Annotated in this window: 18 protein-coding genes; 5 read left to right on the plus strand and 13 right to left on the minus strand. The window is 64.3% G+C overall.

Translation table 11 applies throughout. The annotated features are described in order from the left end of the window. Positions 1-4 precede the first annotated feature (4 nt). Positions 5-1,303, plus strand: a complete 1,299-nt coding sequence (locus HY57_RS20680; protein ID WP_019464552.1) for an ABC transporter permease — start codon at positions 5-7, stop codon at positions 1,301-1,303. Further along, positions 1,300-2,490 (plus strand): ABC transporter permease, encoded by a 1,191-nt coding sequence (locus tag HY57_RS01350; protein ID WP_019464551.1) that lies wholly within the window; start codon positions 1,300-1,302, stop codon positions 2,488-2,490. Before HY57_RS20680 ends, HY57_RS01350 begins: the two co-directional genes overlap by 4 nt. Positions 2,491-2,750: 260 nt before the next feature. Here the strand turns inward: HY57_RS01350 and HY57_RS01355 are convergent, their stop codons facing one another. Then, the gene (locus HY57_RS01355; protein ID WP_019464550.1) at positions 2,751-3,116 is read right to left on the minus strand and encodes a YciI family protein; all 366 of its coding nucleotides are present in this window, start codon (positions 3,114-3,116) and stop codon (positions 2,751-2,753) included. Positions 3,117-3,709: 593 nt separating this feature from the next. Here HY57_RS01355 and HY57_RS20685 point away from each other — a divergent pair. Both HY57_RS20685 and HY57_RS01365 read left to right on the plus strand, forming a co-directional pair. Then, positions 3,710-5,440: an alpha-L-fucosidase gene (locus HY57_RS20685; protein ID WP_235186599.1), complete on the plus strand. Its 1,731-nt coding sequence runs from the start codon at positions 3,710-3,712 to the stop codon at positions 5,438-5,440. Between the two features lie 91 nt (positions 5,441-5,531). Further along, the gene (locus HY57_RS01365; RefSeq protein WP_026033799.1) at positions 5,532-6,242 is read left to right on the plus strand and encodes an rRNA pseudouridine synthase; all 711 of its coding nucleotides are present in this window, start codon (positions 5,532-5,534) and stop codon (positions 6,240-6,242) included. Between the two features lie 159 nt (positions 6,243-6,401). On the opposite strand, the gene HY57_RS20690 is transcribed toward HY57_RS01365, so the two are convergent. The 8 genes from HY57_RS20690 to HY57_RS01405 form a co-directional block, all read right to left on the minus strand. Then, a complete protein-coding gene (locus HY57_RS20690) occupies positions 6,402-12,446 on the minus strand; it encodes an autotransporter-associated beta strand repeat-containing protein (RefSeq protein ID WP_051821625.1) in 6,045 nt (2,014 codons plus the stop codon). A gap of 52 nt (positions 12,447-12,498) precedes the next feature. Next, positions 12,499-13,017, minus strand: coding sequence for a hypothetical protein (locus HY57_RS01380; RefSeq protein WP_200873896.1), 519 nt, complete (start codon positions 13,015-13,017; stop codon positions 12,499-12,501). A gap of 289 nt (positions 13,018-13,306) precedes the next feature. Beyond that, positions 13,307-13,639 (minus strand): hypothetical protein, encoded by a 333-nt coding sequence (locus HY57_RS01385; protein WP_019466099.1) that lies wholly within the window; start codon positions 13,637-13,639, stop codon positions 13,307-13,309. A 345-nt stretch (positions 13,640-13,984) separates the two neighbouring features. After that, complete coding sequence (locus HY57_RS01390) at positions 13,985-14,329, minus strand: hypothetical protein (RefSeq protein WP_144240740.1); 345 nt, start codon at positions 14,327-14,329, stop codon at positions 13,985-13,987. Positions 14,330-14,382: 53 nt separating this feature from the next. Further along, positions 14,383-14,763, minus strand: a complete 381-nt coding sequence (locus tag HY57_RS01395; RefSeq protein ID WP_019466097.1) for a hypothetical protein — start codon at positions 14,761-14,763, stop codon at positions 14,383-14,385. 101 nt (positions 14,764-14,864) lie between these two features. Next, positions 14,865-15,173, minus strand: a complete 309-nt coding sequence (locus tag HY57_RS21405) for a hypothetical protein (protein WP_144240741.1) — start codon at positions 15,171-15,173, stop codon at positions 14,865-14,867. A 249-nt stretch (positions 15,174-15,422) separates the two neighbouring features. Continuing rightward, a complete protein-coding gene (locus HY57_RS01400) occupies positions 15,423-15,818 on the minus strand; it encodes a DUF3037 domain-containing protein (protein ID WP_019466096.1) in 396 nt (131 codons plus the stop codon). Beyond that, entirely contained in the window at positions 15,805-16,578 is a 774-nt protein-coding gene (locus HY57_RS01405) for a HipA family kinase (RefSeq protein ID WP_019466095.1), read from the minus strand. The genes HY57_RS01400 and HY57_RS01405 overlap by 14 nt, the downstream gene beginning before the upstream one ends. 515 nt (positions 16,579-17,093) lie before the next feature. Between HY57_RS01405 and HY57_RS01415 the strand changes: the two genes are divergently transcribed. Then, the gene (locus tag HY57_RS01415) at positions 17,094-17,648 is read left to right on the plus strand and encodes a YaeQ family protein (RefSeq protein WP_019466093.1); all 555 of its coding nucleotides are present in this window, start codon (positions 17,094-17,096) and stop codon (positions 17,646-17,648) included. 58 nt (positions 17,649-17,706) lie between these two features. Here the strand turns inward: HY57_RS01415 and HY57_RS01420 are convergent, their stop codons facing one another. The 4 genes from HY57_RS01420 to HY57_RS01430 form a co-directional block, all read right to left on the minus strand. Beyond that, a complete protein-coding gene (locus tag HY57_RS01420; protein ID WP_019466092.1) occupies positions 17,707-18,021 on the minus strand; it encodes a hypothetical protein in 315 nt (104 codons plus the stop codon). A 293-nt stretch (positions 18,022-18,314) separates the two neighbouring features. After that, positions 18,315-18,785: a hypothetical protein gene (locus tag HY57_RS21410; RefSeq protein ID WP_039732430.1), complete on the minus strand. Its 471-nt coding sequence runs from the start codon at positions 18,783-18,785 to the stop codon at positions 18,315-18,317. A 622-nt stretch (positions 18,786-19,407) separates the two neighbouring features. Continuing rightward, the gene (locus tag HY57_RS01425) at positions 19,408-19,926 is read right to left on the minus strand and encodes a GNAT family N-acetyltransferase (RefSeq protein WP_019466091.1); all 519 of its coding nucleotides are present in this window, start codon (positions 19,924-19,926) and stop codon (positions 19,408-19,410) included. A 340-nt stretch (positions 19,927-20,266) separates the two neighbouring features. Beyond that, on the minus strand, positions 20,267-21,745 hold the full coding sequence (locus HY57_RS01430) for an HD domain-containing phosphohydrolase (protein ID WP_026034070.1): 1,479 nt from the start codon (positions 21,743-21,745) through the stop codon (positions 20,267-20,269). Positions 21,746-21,852 lie beyond the last annotated feature (107 nt).

Raw genomic sequence — 21,852 nt, forward strand, 5'->3', positions numbered from 1 at the left:
ACTCATGTCCGGCTATTACTTTTCGTTGGCGCTGAAGGGGCTGCGGCGCACGCCCTGGCTGGCCCTGCTCATGGTGATCACCCTGGCCGTCGGCTTGTCGGCCAGCATGGTGATGATCACGCTGCGTCACGCGCTGGCGATGGATCCGATTCCGGGCAAAAGCGAGCGTTTGTTGAAGCTGCAGGATCCGCAGGTCATGCAGGGCATGGGCGGCTGGGTCACCTACGCGCAGGCCGAGCAGCTGCGTCGGCTGGGCGGCGGCACGGCGGATGCCGTGGAGACAGGCTATGGCGATATCGACGGCATCGCCGTCGGCGAGCATCGCATCGCCATCGATGGCGGGCTGGGTGTGCGTTATGCCACCGCCGACTTTTTCAACGTGTTTGATGTGCCGCTGGCGAGCGGGCGAAGCTGGACACGCGAGGAGGAGCGGGATGCAGCCCCCGTGGCCGTACTCGCCCAAGACGTCGCCCAACGGCTCTTTCCAAACGCTTCGCCGCTGGGGCGGCAAGTGGGCGTGGGCGATACGCTGTACACGGTGATCGGCGTCGCGGGCCCGTGGTTTCCCCAGCCCCACTACATCGACATGACGCTGGGCGCGTTTGGCGTGGGTGGCGAAGGCGTATTCCTGCCTGTGACCGCCGTGCGTTATGCGCCTGCCAGCATGCGTATCTTCCAGTCCATGCCACGGGACCATCCGCAGCTATGCGTGCCCATGGAGTTGCTTGCGTCCCGCTGCAACTGGCTGTCGGTGTGGTACCTCACCCCCACGCCAAAGGATGTCTGGGCCCTGACGCAGTCGGTAAGAAGCCAGTTGCCGCAGCTCTTTCCCCCGGAGCAGGCACGCGCGCTGCAGCTATCGAATGTCCGGCAGATCGTTGCGGACGTGGTTCCCTCCGAGGTGGATCGCGGTAGCTGGCTGGGCTTGGTTTTCCTGGCGCTATGCGTGGTCAATGCCTCGGGCATGCAGCTTTCCCGGCTGATGCGCGGCACCTCGCAGATCGGCATCCGGCGTGCGCTGGGCGCCAGCCGCCTGGATATCGTCCGGCAATACCTTTGCGATGCCTTGCTGGTGGGGAGCGCCGGTGGCCTGCTGGGCGTGGGCCTGACCTTTGGCGGCCTATATGCCCTGCGCCAGCTATCACTGGATGATGCGCGCTACACCGTGATGGCACAGATGGACGGGATCATGTTTGTGGTGATGCTCCTGCTCATGGTCACCTGCAGCATCCTGGCAGGCGTGTTGCCGGCGTGGCTGGCCAGCCGCGCTGATCCGGCCCTGATCATCAAGGTGGCGCAGTGAGCGCGCTCGGCAGCACCTGGCGTTCGATATGGCGCTTCCACCGCGTGCTCGCCGGCATCCTCGTGCTGGAATACGCCTTTACCTTTGCCGTGGTGCTGGCCACCTCCGGCATGCTCGTGACACGTGTCGCCGGCATGAATCAGGACAGCGGCGTGGACGAGCACGGCTTGTATGTCGTGCGCGGCACGGGTACCGACCAACCCGTGCATCGTTCGCAGCTGCTGGAGGCCGCGGACCGATTCCGCGCGCTGGCCGGCCCGGGCCAGGTGTCCTTGGGCTCCAGCGTGCCCTTTTACGGCACCGGCGCCCAGCTGATGCCGATCAGCGCACCGGATGATGCAAGCCGCACCGTGCCGTTGCAGGGTTACGCCTACCAGGGGGACGCCGATTTCGCCACGGTGCTTGGCCTGCGGCTGCGGCAGGGGCGCCGTTTTCAGGCCGACGACATCGCGCTTCGCTTTGGCGAATCCGGCCATGTGATCCTGCTCAGCGCCAGCCTGGCCCAGCGGCTGTTCCGTGGTGAGCCGGCGGTTGGCAAACAGGTTCGGGTGGCCCATCAACTCTATACGGTGATTGGCGTGACCAATCCGCTGGAAGCCCCCGCCTACATGGGCGCGGTGCAGTCCGGCTCCACGTTTCTGCTGCCTGAATTTCCCAGTGATGACGCGCTGCTGCTGGTGCGCTATACCGGGCCGGTGGCCGAGCTGAACCGTGTCACGCATGATTTGAACAAGGCGGATGCCGGCAAGGCGCGCTGGGGTTTCGCCCCCTATTCCCGCATCCGCACCGCCTATTTCGCGACGGATCGACAAGCGGTGGCCGCACTGGCCGTTGTGATGGGTGTTGTGCTGGTCATCGCCCTCTGCGGCATTCTCGGCTTGACCAACTACTGGGTTTCACGCCGCCGCCGGCAGATCGCGACGCGGCGTGCGCTAGGCGCCAGCAAGCAGGACATCCTGCGGCATTTTCTGTTCGAGAGTGGCTTGCTGGTCGCGGCAGGGCTGGCCCTTGGCTTGCTGTTCGACCTGGCCTATAGCGCCACGTTCGGACATGTCTACCTGGATTTCGGGCCGACCATGTTGCTGCTGTCGGTGGCGCTGATGCTGCTGTTGGCAGGGGCCGTGGTCAGCCTGTCGTTGCAGCGTTGGCTGCGCATGCATCCGGTTGAGCTGATGCGGTCGATTTGAAAACGGAAAAGGGGGGGGCGGAGTGTACTTTTCGTCAGCTCCCGACCGTAGCTGCCCAGGAGGGAGGAAACCCCACTCCGCCGCCAGCTTCCAGCCCCGGGCAGGCGCCGCCGGTGCGCGCCGCCTCATCTTGTCTCTGCCCTCGTTTTCATGAGGCCGGCTTTGGGTCGAGGCGGACATGCATGGCGTGGATCACGCCGGGCCGCGAGGCGGCATCGGCTTGCATGAGTGATTGCGCCGCACAGCCCTGCAAACCGCTGTCAGGACTCCGGATCGAACATGATCTCGCGAACCTCCTGCGCGCAGCGACACGCAGCGGCGAATCTGGCAGCCCAGATATGTGCCTCTTCGCGTGACGAAACCTCGATGATCGAGAAGCCGCCGATAACTGCCTTTGTCTCCTGCACGGGACCGGCGGTGATCGTCCCGTCGGTTGCGACAATGGTCGATTGCTGGCGGCCTACACCGCAGCCGAAGATCCAGACGCCTGCGGCCTTTGCGTCGCGAAGCACCTTGTGTGCCGCCTCGCCCACCGATGGCAAGTCTTCCTCGGGGATAGAGTCCATCGCGCCGTCGTCGAACGAAATCAAGTACCGTTGAGCCGCAACTTTGCCATCAGTAGTCATGAGAGCCTCCCTATGGGTCGGATCTGGATGCCAGCCACGGTGCCGGGCTTGGCCAGGTCCTACCTATCAGACGAGCGAGGATGCACGGGATCGACATGGCGTACATGTGTCGCGCCCAACCACGGCGCGCTACGGGTTGAAACGGACACTGCGACACGCCGTGGAGGAACACGCCTTTCGCGTGTGCGGAGGTGGCGGGTGCTGCGTATCCGCATCACGAATTTAGTCCACGCGAAGCAGCCGGCTGCTGTAGCACCCATGAGCGCGTTGGTGGCGTCCACGCTTTTGCAACGCAACAAGCGTCGTGCGGCGGAAACGGGGTAGAGTCGGGCGGGGATGGGGGTTGCCGGGCATCTGAGTATCGGGGCATCGCGTGATGCCTTTTTTTGGGCATGGCGGCTGGATCGATCTAAACAAGCGCTTTCTGCGGCAAGCTGTTCGGGAAGTGCGGGCTATGAATGTCTTGATGGGATGGGGCGATGGGGGCAGCGCGTATGGCGGGTGGGTTCACGGGGAAAGGCATCGTGCGGTGTGTGGTGGCCGGTATGTTGGTGTTGTCACTGGGCCTGTGGGCCGCGCCTGCGGAGACGCGGATGTCCGACAGCCCGACGGCGGCGCGACGCCCGTTGGATGAACCGCAGGCGCCGTCGGGCGCTGGCCCGAACGCGTCCACGTTGGCCGCATGGCAGGATCGCAAGTTCGGCATGTTCATTCACTTCGGCTTGTATTCCCTGGCCGGTGGCATGTGGCATGGCCAGCGTGTGGACAAGGGTTATAGCGAGCAGATCCTCGCTAATGCGCAGGTGCCGCCCAAGCAGTACGAAGCGCTGGCGAACCAGTTCGACCCCGTGCATTTCGACGCCGATGCCATCGCCGCCCTGGCCAAGGCAGCCGGCATGAAGTTCATCGTGATCACGGCGAAGCACCACGATGGATTCAATTTGTTCCAGACGGCGCAGACGCCGTACAACGTGGTGGATGGCACGCCTTATCACCAGGACATCGTCAAGAAGCTGGCGGAGGCGTGCGCGCGGGCGGGCCTGACATTCGGCATCTATTACTCGACGATCGATTGGCATCACCCGGGTGGCAACACGTACATCGAGAGCAACAGCAATCCGATCACGCCAGCGCAGGAGGCGTTCAACGTCGCTCAGCTCAAGGAGTTGATGAGCCACTACGGCCCCATCTCGGAGATCTGGTTTGACATGGGCAAGCCGACGCCGGCGCAAAGCGCCCATTTCGCGCAGACCGTGCATGCGCTGCAGTCGCAGACGATGATCTCCGGACGCGTCTGGAATCATCGCGGCGACTTCGCGGTGATGGGCGACAACAGCGAACCCGATGTGGCGATGGAGCTGCCGTGGCAAGCGCCGGCTTCCATGTTTCCTGAAACCTGGGGCTATCGCTCGTGGCAGCCACGAGCTGACCTGCCCGGCAAGATCCGCGAGAACATCACGCGGCTGGTTCGCGTTGTCAGCCAGGGCGGCAACTACATTCTCAACATTGGGCCGGAAGGGGATGGCTCGGTTGTGCCGTATGAGGCGCAGGTGTTGCACGGCATCGGCGCGTGGCTGCAACGCAATGGCGAAGCCATCTATGGCACCCGCAAGCAGCCGTTTGCGGCACTGGACTTTGGTTATGCGACCGTGGGCCCGCAGGCGATCTATCTGTTCGTCGCGAAGCCCCCGGCGGATGGACAGCTCCACTTGCCGGGTCTGGTCGATACCGCGCTTGGGCGGGCTTATCGACTCGGTTCGCCGGATGCCACGGTGGCGGTACGGCACGATGCCGACGGCGCAAGCATTCCGCTGGATCGTCTTGCCGGTTGGCCGGCAGCGGATAACGGCGGCACCACGGTGGAGGCCTTCATGCCGGTCGTGGTGCTGCCGTTCAAGGGGGCGCTGCATGTGCGCCCGGCAACGATTGCCGCCGCGCGCGATGGTAGTTTTCAGCTGCAGCCCGCGCAGGCCTCGCACTATCTCAATTACAACGGCGAAGGCTATGAAGATCCCGCCACGCTGTACAAGCTGATGTGGCAGATCGATGCGAAGGCATCGGATTACACCTGCACGGTCACCTACACGCCGCTGCCACAGCCCACGCCGCTGGATGTGTGGATCGATGGGCAGCGCTATCGCCTGAACCTGGCAGGCGCCCCCGCTGGCACGCAGGACGTCGCCAGCCAGACGATCCCGGTACACCGGGATCGCGCGGCGCACCCCTACGCGATGCAGGTGGAAGTGACGCCGCCGTCGCCCTTTGAGCAGGGCAGCCGTCTTCCGGTGGCCATACGCTCCGTGGTGCTTTCACCGGCGCGCTGACCGGTGCAGGCGGCGTGGCCCCTGCCGCCGCCCACGGGTTCGCGCTGTCGGCGGCGCCTATAATGGCGACCTTGCTTCCCAGGCCACGCCGATGACCGAACCTGTACGACTCGCCAAACGTGTCGCCGCCCTCGCCCAGTGCTCGCGGCGCGAGGCGGAGATGTATATCGAAGGCGGCTGGGTGCGCGTGGATGGCGTGACCGTGGAGGAGCCGCAGTTCAAGGTGCTGGAACAGCACATCGAGATCGACCCGGATGCCCGGCTCGAGGCGGCCGAACCGGCGACGCTGGTGTTGCACAAGCCCGCTGGCCTCTCGGCGGATGCCGCGCGGGCGCTGGTAAGCGTGGAGAACCACGCCGCCGACGATGCCTCGGGCGTGCGCCTGCTGAAGCGTCACTTTGCGCGGCTGGAATCGCCGCTGTCGCTGCCGGACAGCGCCAGCGGACTGCTGGTGTTTACGCAGGACTGGCGGGTGAAGCGCCGCCTGGAAGAGGATGCCGACCGCATCGAGCAGGAGCTGGTGGTGGAAGTGAGCGGCAAGCTGGCACCGGATGGCCTTGCCCTGCTCAACCACGGGCTACGCTTTGACCACTATGCCTTGCCGCCGATCAAGGTGAGCTGGCAGAACGAAACCCACCTGCGCTTTGCGCTGAAGCGCGTCGCACCGGACATGGTGGAGCGCATGTGCCACGCCGTGGGCCTGAAGGTGCTCGCGATGAAGCGCTTGCGTGTCGGCCGCATTTCCATGTCGCGGCTGCCGCCGGGGCAGTGGCGTTATCTGTCCGCCACAGATCGGTTCTGAGGTGCTGCAGCGGCGCGAGCGATACGGCTGGCGTCATGCCGTGGCCGGGTAGCGGCGGTTAGCCATCACCCGGTGGCGGGGCCCCTGCCTGCTTTCGCTGCTGGCTCGTCATCCCGCGTTCCCTGCGGATGACGAGCCACACCATCAGCTATCCAGAAATCAGAACTGCTTGCTGACACCTAACGTCAGCGCGTTGTCATGCAGGTGTTGGGCAAACGCGCCCGAATAGTCGACGTACACCTTCAGCGTGGCGTCGATCTGTGCGTGAATTCGTGCACCCACGGTGACGGTGCCGCGACCGGCCGGGTTGCCTGCCAACGTGAATTCGGTGCCATCCTGCGACGTCGCGCGCACGCTGGGTAATCCTTGGTGGGTGTCATAGCGATAGCCCACGGTGAATTGCGGCAGGTACATCACGCCGCCCGCCTGGAACGAACTGCTGACATCCACGCCGGCATACGGTTGCAGTGTGGAGTACGTGCTCTGCTCGCCGTGGATGGCGTAAGCGCTGGCCAGCGGGTTGCTGTTCGGCAAGGTTTCGCTGAAGCCATCCAGTCGCTGGTGCTGGTAGAGCGCACCCGCCTTGGGGGTGATCGTCCAGGCGCCCGACTGAAGGGGCCACGCTACCTGCGCGCCACCGGCATACGTGGTGCCGTCCGGCTGGGTCGCGCTTTGGCCGATGCCGGTGCTGCGCTGCACGTGATAGTTCGCCATGCCTGCACTAGCCGTGACAGAGAGCACCAGCGAGCCGAGGTTGCCATAGGCATAGAGGCCGGCATGCGCGGTATCGATGTGGCCAGAGCCGCCCAGCGCATCGTTGCCGTTGATGCGGCCTACGCCCGCTTCCATGCCCAGGTGCACTGCACCGGCGAACTCGTCCTCCGCGCCCGCCAGCAGGCCGAAGGCGGTGCTCCGCAGACCCGGGGTTCCATCCAGTTGCTGGCTGTCGCCGGTGGCCCGTGCCCAGACGTTGGAGCGGCAGGCCGTTTGGTTCTGGGCAGGCGCGGTGATGTCATCGCAGTGCGAGTCGGGGAGCAAGGCGGTATCGAGCACGGTGCCCACCGTCTGCTGACCGACCTGATTGGCGGCGCGCATCAGGTTCGCGTATAGCGCGCCATCACGTGGAGCCACGCGGATAGCGGGCCCCGGAGAAGCGGGGCCGCCGGGGTCAGGTGCGGGTGCGGGTGCGGGTGCGGGTGCTGGTGCTGGTGCGGGTGCTGGTGCTGGTGCTGGTGCTGGTGCAGGTGCAGGTGCAGGCGCAGGTGCCGGTGCCGGTGCCGGTGCCGGTGCCGGTGCCGGTGCCGGTGCAGGTGCAGGCGCAGGTGCCGGTGCAGGTGCAGGCGCAGGTGCCGGTGCTGGCGCAGGTGCTGGCGCGGCTGCCGCCAGCGTCAGATCAGCCCCGGTGCCGGTGTAACTCACCGTGGGATAGAGCGCGGTGGGCACGGAACCGGATGAGTTCACCGTGCTGAAGGTGCCCGTCAAGGCATTGGCCTGCACCAGGGTGTAGGTCTTGTTGACCGTGTAAGTACCTGGCGCATAGATCAGGTCCAGGGCGCCAGCGAGGCTGGCGTTGCCGTTCACCAGCAGGGACGATGCCTGCGTGGGCGTCACGTCGATCTGCAAGACGCCGTTGCTGCTCTGGATGTAGTTGCCGTTGATGGTCAACACACCGACCGAACCGCCCGGCCATACGATGCCAGCGTTGGTGACGTTGCCGTCGATGCTGCCGTGCCCACGCAAGATGCCGCTGGCGGCCACCGATACATCGCCACCCAGCGCCGCCGATGGCGTGGATACATCGCCCACTTCCAGCGTGCCGCCGGAGACGGTGGTGGCGCCCGCAAAGGCATGGCTGTCGCCATCGAGGATCAAGGTGGCGCCACCGGTCTTGACCAGGCTGCCATGGCCGGCGATCGCACCCGCGAAGGTGCCATTACTCGCCTGGTCGAACACCAGCGCGCCTTGGTTGGTGACGTTGCCGGGCAGGCTGGTGCTGTTGACCACGAGCGTGCCGGCGTTGATGGTGGTGCCACCGGCCCACGTGTTGGCGCCGGTGAGCGTCTCGGTGCCGCCTTGCAGAACCAGGCTACCGTTTCCGCCGATGGCTCCGCTGAAATGGCCGCCCGCCAGGGTCAGGGTCAGGGTTTGATTGCCCAGGTTCACGGTGCCGTTGCCATCCAGCGAAACGATCGACGCCCCGGGGGTCGCGGAGATATCGAACATGCCGTTGGCGACTACATCCGATGAATGGGCGATGCTGCCCGCGCTGCCCAATACCAGGGTGTCCGCGCTGATGAGGGTGGCACCGGTGTAGGTGTTGGCGCCGGTCAGCGTCAGCGTGCCGGTGCCCTGCTGATGCACCGTGCCCGGGCCCGAGATGATGCCTGCATACGTGCTGGCATGAATGTCGTTGAACGCCAGCGCGGCATTGTTGGTGATCGCGCCCGTCAGCGCGCCGTCGTGCGTGCCGTCGCCCACCTGCAGCGTACCGGCACTGATCGTCCATGGTGCCGCGGAGGACGTGCTGTTGGTGACGATCCACGTGCCGCTGCCGGTTTTGGCAAGCCCGGCAAAACCGGCGTACTGCACGGTGCCGGCCCAGCTGGCGGGTGGTGCGATAACCACCTGCGAAAGGTCGAAGGTACCGTTGGTGTTTCCGCCCAGCGCCAAGGTGTCGCCGCCGTTGGTGCTGCCGCTGGTGGAGATCACATGGCCCGTGAAGGCATAACCGTTTTCCAGCGTCAGCGTGTTGCCGCCACCGGAGAGATCCACGGCGTCGGCCTGCACGCCACCGCCCACGCCGCCGCTGATCGCGCCGCTGGTGATGATGGAGGCGCCGCCCAGGCTGACCACGCCCACGCCACCCACACCCGCGGCGCCGTTGGCCGCACTCCCGGCGGAGAACGAGCTAGCGCCTCCGTTGCCGCCGCTGCCGCCCGCACCGCCGCTGATGCTGCCGCTGTTCACCAGGCTGGCGCCGCTACCGCTCAGGCTGACACCGGCGCCGCCGTTGCCGCCTGCACCGCCAACCCCGCCCTGGCCGCCGTTGATGGTGGGCGCCGCGCCCCCGTTGCCTCCGGCGCCGCCATTGCCACCCGCGCCGCCCGTGACACTGGCGCTGTTGGTCAGGGTGGTGCCGTTGCCAGCAAGGCTGACGCCCACGGCACCGCTACCGCCCGAACCGCCCTGGCCACCGGCACCATTGGGACCGTCATCGGCCGGGCCACCGTAAGCCGAGCCGCCATTGCCGCCACTACCGCCGCTGCCGCCGTTACCCCCATTGCCTGCCGTGATGGCAGCGGTGTTGGTGAGGCTGATGCCGGTGCTACCGAGACTGGCACCCTCGCCGCCGCTACCACCGGCGCCGCCACGGCCGCCGAGGCCACCGGTACCACCCTGGGACAACTGCCCAGGGATCAAATCGCCATAACCGCCCGTTCCACCGGCACCGCCATTGCCGCCGCCGCTGCCGCCGCTGCCTGCCACCGTGCTGCTATTGGTCACCGTGACACCCGCCCCCGACAGCAAAAGAGCCGTCGCGCCCTGACCACCGCTGCCACCCCCGCCGCCGCTGCCACCCGTTCCCGCAAAACCCACGCCCATGGGTGAGTTGGAGGACGACCAGCCCGCACCGCCAGCGCCACCGTTGCCACCCATGGCGCTGCTACCGCCATTGAGGAACCCCTGGTTGGTCAGCATGGCGTTGCTGCCGGTGATGTCGACACCGGTGCTGCCATTGCCACCCGTGCCGCCCCAGACGCCGCCGCCGGGAACACTGCCGTTGCTGGAGTCAGCGCCATTGCCGCCGTTGGCACCGGCCACACCGTTGCCGCCCGTGATGGTGGCGCCGCTGCTTACCTGGAGGGCGCTGCCGGAGGCGACGTTCCAGATCGCACCCTGGCTGGTTCCGCTATAGGTCAAGGCGCCCGTGCCTTGCTGGGTGACTGTGCCGGTACCCGAGACGGCGCTGGCGAAGGTCGTGGCCGCCGTGTTGTCGAACACGAGCGCGGCGTTGTCGGTGATGTTGCCGCCAAGCGCGCCATCGCCGCCGCTGCTGCCGCTGCCCACTTGCAAGATGCCGCCGCTGAGGGTCCATGGCGCGGGGGACGCCGTGCTGCCGGTGACGATCCACGTGCCGCTGCCGGTTTTGGCGAGGTTCGCAAAGCCGCTGTATTGCACGGTGCCCGTCCAGCTGGCGGGCGCAGCGGCCACGATCTGGGAAAGGTCGAACGACCCGTTGGCGCTACCGCCCAGCGTCAGCGTGTCGCCGCCGTTCGTGCTGCCGCTGGTGGACACCACGTTGCCGGTGAAGCTGAAGCCGTTTTCCAGGATCAGCGTGTTGCCGCCACCGGAAAAAGCCACCGCGTTGGCAGGCGGCGCGCTGCCATCGCCCATGACGCCACCGCTGATGCCTCCGGCATTGAGTACCGAACTTCCGCCCGTGGATACGAAACCCACGCCCCCGCTACCGGGAAGCATGCCCCTCGCACCGCCTTGGCCACCGTTGATGCTGCCCGTGTTGGCCATGGTGAAACCACTGCCCGTGATGCCCGCGCCACCGGTACCGCCAAAGGCGCCCGACACCATCGCGCCTGCACCGCCCACGCCACCGGTGACCGTGCTCCCTGTTTGAACATTGACGGTCGAGCCGCCCAGCGCGGCGATACCGGCTGCGCCCGTGCCGCCGGTGCCCCAGCGGTTCAAGACGCCAGCGGCACCGGTGATGCTGCTGGCCGTGGTGCCATCGCCAGCCTGAAGGGTGCTGCCAGACGCCACACTCCAGGCGACCCCCTGACTGACGCCCGTATAGGTCAGCGTGCCGCTGCCTTGTTGGATCGCGCTGCCGCTGCCGGTGATATTGCCTGCGAAGGTCGTGGCGCCTGTGTTGGCAAATACGAGCACGCCATTGTCCATGACACTGCCGACCAGCCCGCCGTCACCACCGGCGGCCCCCGTACCGACCTGCAAGGTACCCGTGTAGATGGCGGTGCCACCGCCGTAGGTTTCCGCGGCCGCCAGGACCAGCTTGCCGGCCAAAAGGCTGAGGCCGGCGCTACCGGAGATCACACCGGTTTCCGTCAGCACGTAGGCACCGAGAACGTTGATGCTGGTCGCGCCATTGATCACGGCGCCACCATTGAGCGTCATGGAGCTCCACGCATCGATCCGGGCGATAGCGCCGTTGTCGACCTGGATGGACCCCGTCATCTGCGAGCCCTGGTACATGCCCAGCAAATTGCTGCCGCCCGTGAATTCCACCGCCGCGCCGGCAGCACCCGCGTGACCGATAGGCCGCCCCTGTGAAACCCCCGCGCCACCGGCGCCGCCTGCAATCAGACCGTAGTTCTCGACGGTGAGTCCGCTGCCCGTGATACCCGCGCCGCCCGCACCACCCGTGGCAGCGCCGCCGGGGGCCCCGCCCGCACCACCGTAGATTTTGCCGCTTGCGTCATTGGTGATGGTCGCTCCCGTTGCGACAACACCACTGCCACCACCACCACCGCCGCCACCCGCCCCCGTGGCAGAGGGGCCTGCGCCAGCGCCGCCAGCCCCGCCCTGGATGGTTCCCAAATTGGTGAGCTGGCTGAGCCCACCCTCCACGCCATTACCGCCGCCGCCGCCACCCGCGCCAAGCGTGGCGCCGGCACCCACGGCACCGCCGGCACCACCGGCACCACCGGTCACAACGGTGGAGACGGTAATCGAGTCGTTCTGCTGCGCACCGGAGGGGATGTAGACCCCGTCGCCGCCACCGCCACCGCCCGCATTGCTTGCACCCGCCCCACCTGCCACACCCGTGACGGAGGACGTCCACATGCCGTTGGCATTGGATACATAGCCCGCCGCGCCACCGGCTCCACCGCCGGTTCCGCCGCCGGAGCCACCCGTGCCTTGCGACGAGACAGACCCATCCGCCACGCCAGTGTTCGAGCTGCCGCCACTGTCATTGCTACCGCCATTGCCCTTTCCCAGCGTACCCGTGCCCCCTTGGCCGCTGAGCTGTTGCGCGGCGGCGACGGGCACCCCCGCACCGAGCAAGGCCAGTCCCAGCATCACCGGCCACACACCCGAACGATGATCGCCACCCTGGCGCACCCGTGCATCGACCGTGCGGCCCGCCTTGCCACGCGCACGTGCCATCTCGCTGACAACGTGCCATTGCTGTCTCGCACGGTTCCAGACGAGGCGATAAATGCGATTCATGGTGTTTCCCCTGTGAACTTGAGCTATGGCAAATGGCGACCACCGCGCGCGCTCAGGCGATGCGCGCACGTCGTGGATTGAACGTGGGATGGCGCCAGCAGGCGCCGTTGGCAAAGCAACCGAACAGACCGGACGCCAGGATGGACGTCCATTCGCCGGCTTTCACCGCGGCACGCACCGCTTGCCGCGCCAACGTGCCGCCATGGATGTCGGCGTTGCCGGCGTCGTGCACGACGTGATTTCCATCGTGCGAGAACGGCGGCTCGCCGAGGAAATCGTGGATGGCCCTGGCGGACACGCCATGCGCGATGCGCTGGCATGGCGCGTCATCGATGAGCACGGAGAACCCACGGCGCGCACGCATCCCGCCCGGAAAGGCCCCGGACAGAACAGCCTGTGGCCCGCTCATGCCCGCACGAAAACGAGGATTCTGGCGCAACGGCGCGGATGGCAACGTGGCGCCCGCGCGCAGCAGGCCCGCCATGGAATGGTCGCACTGGAACACGGAGCCCCCTGCCGTGAACGGGATCGAGCGCACGCCCCGTGGCAGGGACGAAGTGAGAAGCGTCACATTATCGAACCGCCCCGGTCAACGGGGGTACCCCCGAAATCAGGGTAGGGGCATGTTCCTGGCGGAACGCGGATCAGCAGGCGCAGCGTCCAGATATATCGAGATGCATCGCCACGGGTTTAGCCCGCGTTTCGCGCGCTTGCTTTAGTGCAGGGTGTTCGCTTTGCGTCGAAAGCGAACATGGCGCAGCCCACTTCACCAGCCTGCCTGCATGTCTCAGGCCGAGGCTGAAGAGGCCATTGGTCGAAGACAGTCAAACACACCGGACGTACCCTTCTTTTCCCATCCGCTATCGTGATGGCACCGGCTGGCCCGACTGATCGGCAACCTGCTGGCAGGACTGCCTTATGACCCCACCTTCGGATTCAATGCGGGGAACCGTGCCCTGAGAGCAGTGCATCTGAATACGCCGGATGCTCCCGTTAGGAAAATACTCGAAGGAGACCGTGGCGCTCGTTCCGCCATCGTGAGAAGAAGGTTCGACGACCACGCCGCCCTGCGGACTGTTGGCGAGAGGATCGTGAATCCCGTCCGCCGCAACGACCGATACAAACGAAGCGGTGATCGCCATGGCGATCACCGGGGTGCTCATCGACTTCAACGACATCGAACGCATTTTCATAGCCAACCAACCTCCTTGGTATGGAACTGGAAATCTTCCATGCACTTGCCTGGTGTCCGCTTTGGGTTGGAAGCGGACTTTCAATCAGATGAGCAACAAGCTTGCGCCCGCCAAACGAACTACTTGTCTTTGTCGTTCTTGGTGAGATGAAACAGGCGTGGCGCCACTGCTGCGCCACCCACTGAAACAACCAAAATCGCCAAGATCAGAAATACGGTAAACATGTGACCTCCGATTGCTCGATGGCGGCACGAATAGTGTCTCACAGCCTTTCGGGCGATGCGGTTGTTGTGACGAGCCGCCTCACGAATGTCCGCTTTGGGTCGAGAGCGGACATTAGACCTCTTACTTTTCGGCAAGTGTGCCCAAATCGAAAAGCTTGCCGTAGGTTCCCGAACCGCCTGCATCAATTGTTGCTGATTGATACTCGCGACCGTCCTGACACTTGGCTACAAAGTAGTAGGGCTTGGCTTGCGCTGGAACTACGAACTCAGTTGAAAACTTAGCCTGCACAGCACGACTGGAGGCGGGCTGATTTGACTCTGCGTGGAACATTGTGAGGAAGCAGCTCGATTGCTCCGCAGAACTTTGCACCGGCACTAGACCCATGACATGAATCGGCTTGTCGCCGCCGAAGATAGCGCAGCCGGACACCAGTGCCGCAACGCAGCAAACGAGGCTCTTGGTCACGTCTATCCCCATGTGTTGGTGTCCGCTTTGGGTCGAAAGCAGGCCGTGGCCTCTCAGCTCAAAACAGTCATAGTGCCAAATCGGGCGACGCACCCACCCCTGACCAACATATAGACCTGGAGATACACCCCCTCGGTGTGCGCTGCCGAGTAGATGCGATCACCAGGCTTCATCGAACGTTTGAACTCAAGCCACTGATCATTGAACTTCCCGAAGGGAATCGGCGCCCCATCGGCATTGGTCTTCATATTTGAGCGCTCAACTCCTTGGACGCCAATTGGGCCTTGCCAAGAGCTCTTGTTGAAGGCAGCGGCTTCCGCGAGTTGGGAGTCGTTCTCCACTACTGGACATTTGGGGAATGCATGGGCGAGAGGCTGTGCTTCCTGCGTGTTGGCAACGCTCAACGCGAGCAACAGGACAATCCGAGAGATCATGCGATAGATCTCCTCATTGTTTACACCGATCCCAGTTGGTGTCCCAATGTCCCTAGCCTTCGGTGTCCGCTATGGGTCGAAGGCGGGCATTCCCAACTCCATTATTTCGCCCAGACGAGCACTTTGTGAAATGGCTGGACTTGGCCAGCACCCGGCGGATTGCAACTGCTGGGCAGCTTGCATACAAAGGTGAAGCTAGCAAAAGGCGCCGACCCTTCCGGCGCCGGGTGGGCGAACGGATTCTTGGAGGCCTCAGCCATCGATTCGTTACAGGCCTTGATGCTTGCATATGTGTTGACGAAAACAACTTCGCCGATGGCCGAACTGTCCGCATGTCTCGTGCCGACGACTCCTACGCCGGTCACGCAGCCCTCGGCGAATACACATGAGGGTGCAGCGGCCAGTGCCATCGAAAGCCATATCCCCGTCTTTCGCATGATGCTTCCTCTTTAGATGCGCCCTGCGAAGTCTGCCTTGGGTCGAAAGCGGAAATGTGCCAGTCCTGGATGCGCGTCAACACCCTGCCTCACTTGTTCCCGCCGTGTCCACGAAAAAACCCGCTCACGCGGAGGCTTTCTCTTTGATGCACTTGTGCGGCCTTCGCTCGTCGTTTAACGGTCAGACGCTATTGGCTGTCATCGATAACGCCGTCCGGCGATCTAGGTTTTGCCGACGCGAACCATCCGCTCCAGCAGATGCTCCATGATCGCGGGCAGGTCGGTGCAACGCCCAGTGTGCACCGGCGAGGTCTGGATGATCGCGCTGCGTTTGGCGGTCAGCCAATGGAAACGTGAGCGCAACGGCAGTTGCCCGATCGGCCCGCTGTCGGGGCCGCCGCGGCAGATGATCGGAAAGCTCTGCAGGTGACGCCGCACGGCGGGGAGATCGATGGCGGGATCGAGCGCGCGCAATCGCGCCTCGTCAAGCTCGATGCGAGCTTCCAGGTATTGCGTCGCCGCGCAAGACAGCAGAATGCCGACGTTGATAAATTCCTCGCGCTCCACCCGCGGCACGACGCGGATCACAGCGTAGTCGTAGCTGTCATGCGCGCGCATCAATGGCTCCCTGTACGAAGGCCCGCGGGGCCGCGAGGCGGCGGACGAGGTAATCGTTATACGCCGCGCGCTGGGTCGCCGCATCGGCAAATGCATCCGGACCTTGCAGCCACGTGTCCGGTACGGCTGCGACGATGTCTTCGATCACCGCCGGCGTCAGGCGTTCGGCCATCGCCGCATCGATCGCGGCGAGACGGTCGGCCGACGACAGCAGCACATGATCGCGGATCAATGGGAACGGTTTTGTGGGATCGACATCGCGACCGTTCCAGGCATGGTGGAAATACAGTGCGGCGCCGTGGTCGATCAAGTACAACCTGTTGTGCCACACCATCAGATTGGGATTGCGTGCCGTGCGATCGACGTTGCTAACGAAGGCATCGAGCCACACGATCTGCGAAGCCAATGTCCCGTCAATTTGTTCGGCCACCGGATCGAAATTGATCGCGCCCGGAAGGTAGTCCAGCGCCAGATTGAGCCCGGCGCTGGAGCGGATCAGATCCTGGATCTCGGGATCGGGCTCGGTGCGCGCCAGATCGGCGTCGAGTTCGACGAACACAATTTCCGGCACGGGCAGCCCGCATGCGCGGGCGAGACTGCCGGCGATCCATTCGGCGACCAAAGCTTTCGCTCCCTGCCCCGCGCCGCGAAACTTGAGCACGTACAAGCCGTCGTCATCGCCCTCGATGACGGCAGGCAACGAGCCGCCTTCGCGCAACGGCGTGACATAGCGGGCGGCATGGATCTGGCGTGGTGTCATGACGAAAGCATACCCGACGCCCTCCAGTTCTGAGTAACACGGCGATATGGAAATCAACGCCTCTTCTGAATAGGGCTGGATCCGTAGCACCGTCTTAGCAAAAGGCAGGTCACCGACTTTCGGCGCGCGGCGCCGCCCACCCTCAACGCTTACCGCAATCCTCTCGAACCTTTCGGCCTACCCGTTCAACCCATCACTCCTCAGGAATTGGGCAAGCAACCGAGCTGCGATATGGGCATCTGCTGTAGCGCCTTCGAGCTGGCTATCCATTTCAAAATCCCCCTGTCCGAGGGAAACAAAAATGTCCGCTTTGGGTCGAAAGCGGACCTTAGCAACTGGAAAAATTGGCGCGGAGCCAACCTCGCCGAACATGACTCTGCATTCGATGGACGACTACGGCCAACCTCCTGGCATGGCCGCAAGACGGGCGGCTCTAGCATGGCCCCGGGTGTCTTTCCGCCCCCCCGGGGCAAAGCCGCGTAAAATGCTCGCTTTACGCCCACTCAAGTGCCCCCATGGCCCTCACCGCCACCATTCACAAGGCCGAACTGTCGATCAGCGACATGGACCGGCACTACTACGCCACCCACGCATTGACCCTCGCCCGGCATCCGTCGGAAACCGAGGAGCGATTGATGGCGCGCCTGCTCGCGTTCACGCTGTATGCCGACGAACGGCTGGAGTTCGGCAAGGGGCTCAGCGACACCGACGAACCGGCCCTGTGGCGCAAGGCCTATACCGACGAGATCGAGCTGTGGATCGACGTCGGCCTGCCTGATGAAACACGCTTGCGCAAAGCCTGCAACCAGTCGCGGCACGTCGTGGTGCTGGCGTATGGCGGCCATGCCGTCGACGTCTGGTGGAGCAAGATCGCCAGCACGCTCACCCGCCACGACAACCTCAGCGTGCTCGCCATCGACCACGCCGACATAAAGCAACTGGCTGCCCTGTGCGAGCGCACCATGCGCCTGCAATGCCTGATCCAGGACGGCGAACTGCAGTTCATCGCTGGCGACCTCACGCTGCCGATCCGTCCGGCTATCCGCAAGGGTGAGTACGCTGTCGCTTGAGAAAGTGCCCCTGCCTCGTTTTGAAACGTCCGCCGCGGGTCGAAAGCGGACCTTAAAACTACGTCCGCTCGATATACAGGACTTGATTGGGGTGGTGCTCTCGGATGGTTTCCACGGCACCTTGAACCGCCTCCTGGTCCGCCGGATCAATCCAGTTGACGAAGTTCGTCAGATCTAAGCCGTCTGCACGCAACTGACCCAGCTTCACAGCATCCAATAGGCCGTCATTTACCCAGATTGCCGAGCGGCCACCCCGAGCAAGATCGAGCATTTCGGCCAAACCGTGTTTCGTGAGCGCGAATAGAACCAAGGCGATCTCCAATTGCGTTACCCATGCGACGTCCGCTATGAGTCGAAGGCGGACCCAAATCATGAGTCCCTGTTACCTACCGAAGTCGCCCTGAAGCGATCAAGTCTCCCAAGGTGCTTGGCAGCGTAATGGACTCAGGAACCTCCGGCGCCACGCGGCTACCTGTCAAAGACGTTTCCATGGGAATGACCCCGGCCCATACCGGTACGTGCGCCTCATCGGAAGAAAAGGGGTCAGAGTGATTTTCTGGCTCTTTGGGATATCTAAGTGAGAAAAAAAAGCACTCTGACCCCTTTTTCCGTAGGCGTTGGCTCGGAGGCAGACATTACCGTTTCCAATTCCAATCCGCGCCCAATCTAGTACTCAACCACTTTAGAGCTGGCCGTACCGGGTAAGACATTCACCATCTGAGCGCCTCGTGCAATGAGTTCGCCGGCACCAGGACCTATGTATAGATCCCCGTGCTTGGCCCAGTTGGCCTTAACCCAGCGTTTGATACCTCTAAACGGCAGGTCCGTCAGCGAGGAGATGCTGGCGACATCCGTAGATCTGTAGATGTGCCCAAGGACTAGGTAAGGATCTGCGTAGTAAGGCCGCATGAATCTAAGCAATGGGTCCTTTGCATCGGTATATCTCAATGGCGTTCCATAAGGGTGAAGTTCTTCGACCGCGCGCATTGAGAGATAGCAATAGGAGCCTTCTTTGGCCAAGGCCGGCGCCGTCTTTCCAGCCACGGGGGCTATGAGGTGTAGTCCAAGCGTCTCCGCATAGGACTCAAGCAACCGGCAATCGGCCTCACTGCCATAGAACGAAATGCTGGAACCCATCAGCCCCCCTTATTGACCTCAAACCCCAGCCCGCACTGAGTCCGCTTTGGGTCGGAAGCGGACACTCGTCTAAACGTCATCCAAGACCGGATCTCCCCGGCTTCGCCACGAGATGCCGCGTACTCGTCCCGTGACCAGGCCTTCGTCACGGAGAAACTCAAAGACGTCTGATGGCGCCAACGGACCGGCGGAAACGAATGGCATGCCTAGTGCCTGAAGAGCAGTCAGCACACTGGCCAGCTCCACTTTGTCTGCATAAGGCAGTGCCAGGGTCGGTCCTGCATTGGCGGGTAATCCAAACTTGCCGTCAAGACAGCCAGACTCGCAATGCACGACGACGGAGTCGTCAAGCACACTTGATACGTAGTCCATTCAGGCCCCTCCATCGCCTATGGTTTGCACTTTAGCGATGTCCGCGTTGGGTCGAAAGCGCACCTCGCGACGCCGCGCCGGATCAAGTAGGCCGGATGGAGCCAGCGGCGTCATCCGGGATCACGCTGCACGTTGCCCTCAAGCATGCTCAGAACGGCAATCGCCAATAGTCTTGGCTTCACCGGGTCGTCACCGTGAAGCCACCCCGAGTTCTCGCTGGGCTTCATCCGGGCTACTTGCTGTTGGGCCTCTAGGGTTCCCTGTCAGGAATCATCGCCGTGGCGAAGGGCGCGATGACTGTCCAGCCAAGGCGCACATACAGGCTGTGGCCTTCGTCCGTGGCCACCAGCAGCTGGGGACCGGTGGAGGACTTCCTCGCCGACCCTAGTGCATGCATCACGGCCATGCCCAAGCCCTTTCGCTGGTGATCCGATGCTGTTTCGATGCGATCGTAGATGAAGGCCTCCATGGTTTCCGCCGCCGTGCCGCTGGCGGCGAGGTCGCCGTTCGGCGCGAGGATATGCACCCGGCACACCGGCCCATCCTGATGCCATGCCAGCCTGTAGCCGTCGGGTAGGGAGCCGGTATCGCGGACCACCGCCGTGGCGGCCATGAGGTAGTTCTGCGGCTGCATTTGCCACCCCGTCGGCAAGGCGCTTCGCAGCTCTTCGTCGCTGCCGCACAGCTTCAGGTAGTGCCGCGGGCTGGAGATCTCGCGAGCCACCTCGTACAGCCCATCGCAGAGTTTCGGAAAAACCCAGCGCTTCACTTCTTTTTCCGAATGGGTATCCACCCTGAAGCCGCCACGGTCGTGGACCGGTGGTGGGGATTTCCGTGCCAGCGAGTGCGCCGCTTGCCATGCAAAAACAAGTGCAGGGTCAACAGGAGGACTGACCATCATTCGATCCGTGCCGTATCTGCTTGAGGAAGGGAGGTCGTGAGCGGCTACCGCGCCGAACCATTCCGGCGCCAGCGTGATGCTCGCATCCTTAGCCTGGGCTGGCGATGTCTCATCGCTTGCGAATGAGGCCGGGAACACCCTCCCAGGTACGGAGAATGGCGCCTCCTGAAGCCAGGGCCCACCCATGTCCGGGCAACCCGCTGGCGATCTACAGCAAGCCTAGTTGCGTCGCTTTCAGGGTAGCGGCAGCGCGCGTGGTGCACTCCAGTTTTCGGAATACGCTTTCGACATGGGTGCGCACGGTACTGGGGCTGATTGCCAGTTTCCGCGCGACTTCCTTGTTGCTTGCGCCCAGGCTGATCCAGCGCAGCACGTCGCGCTCGCGCTGGGTGAGCAGGCTGGTCAGTGACGTGAGGGCCGGTTTGCTTCGGCTTGATCGTGGCGGCTTCAGGAGTGCGCGCACCACATCGGCGTCGTGGCGACCGGCGGCGGCCTCCGATGCCATCAACGCGCCTGCGGCGCTTTCTTCCAGCGCCTCCCGCCAGGGACGTGCCGCACGCAGGGCGGCCCATGCCGTGGCGGCGGAAAGGATGCGCCCCTCGATGGGAATACTTCCGGTGCGGGCCTCCCGGTAGTAGCCGGAGCCGTCCGGCCTTTCGTAGGCATACGAGGCGATTTCGGCCTCGCCGGCCAGGGAGCCGAGTTGTCGTGCGGCCCGTCCGGTCCAGTAGGGAACGAGGCGCACGCGCTCCCACTCCGGCTCCATCAGTTTGCCGGGCGTGTTCCAGACCATGTTGGGTACGGCGGCGCGGCCGATGCCGTGGATCAGCGCAGCGCGGTACACCTTCTGCTGGCGGGCTTCGTCCAGCTCAAGGGCCATCGCAGCGTGCCTGGCCAGTTGCGCCACGCGCCGCGAGTGACCGGTCATCCACGGCAGCTTCAGGTCGATGACGTCGGCGAGTATTTCCAGCGACGTGGTGCGTCCGGAGAACGCCGCGTCGAGCGAGCACGGGCCGGACAAGGTCGGATCGTTGTCGAGTTCGGCCAGCCAGCGTGCGGCGTTCTGGATGAGCAGCGATGCAAGCCCGACGGGATACAACACATCGGCGCGCTGGCCAATGAGCTGGCAGGCCTGCTCGAAGCCATAGAGGCGATGGAAGATGTCAAGGTCGCCGGCAAGCGACGCCGTGTAGACGGAGGACGGAATCTGCTCGCCCTGCAGGCCATCCGGGGCGCCCGCGCCGTTGTGGCTTTCAAACAGATGACGCAGCGCGAACTGCGCCGCCTCGCTCAAACCCAACTCCTTGGCGATATCCCCGGCGACTTCGCAGTGGATGCGCGACAACGAGTGAAACGCCGAACCGCCACCCTTGGTGCCGACGCGAAAGCCGCTGCTGGAGGACTGGATGGCGAGCAGCGCCTTTCTCCCGCTGACGTCGTCGCCGACCAGTCGCGCAAACTCGGGCGCATTGGCGGTGCAGCCGGACCAGCGCAGCAAGGCGACGGTCATGGCCTCGGCACAGGCCACGTCATCGGCGCCGGCCGCCCTCGCCAGCTGGCCGGCTATCCACGCCACCCGCGGGGAGTGGTCGGTGGGTTGCCCCATGGCGAGATCGCCCACGAACGCGATCGACCGGATCACGTCGAGCAGGGCAACGGTGGACACCTCTGCGTCAGGTCGGGACATGTTCATGGGCAGGGAGCATAGCGCCGTCGTTCTCGCGGCGGCCTCGGTCATTCAACCGATGGTGCGTGCAGGAGCCGGCGCGCAAGCTGCGTCCCAAGGTCGACCGC

This window comes from Dyella japonica A8 (assembly GCF_000725385.1).
Taxonomy (GTDB): Bacteria; Pseudomonadota; Gammaproteobacteria; order Xanthomonadales; family Rhodanobacteraceae; genus Dyella; species Dyella japonica_C.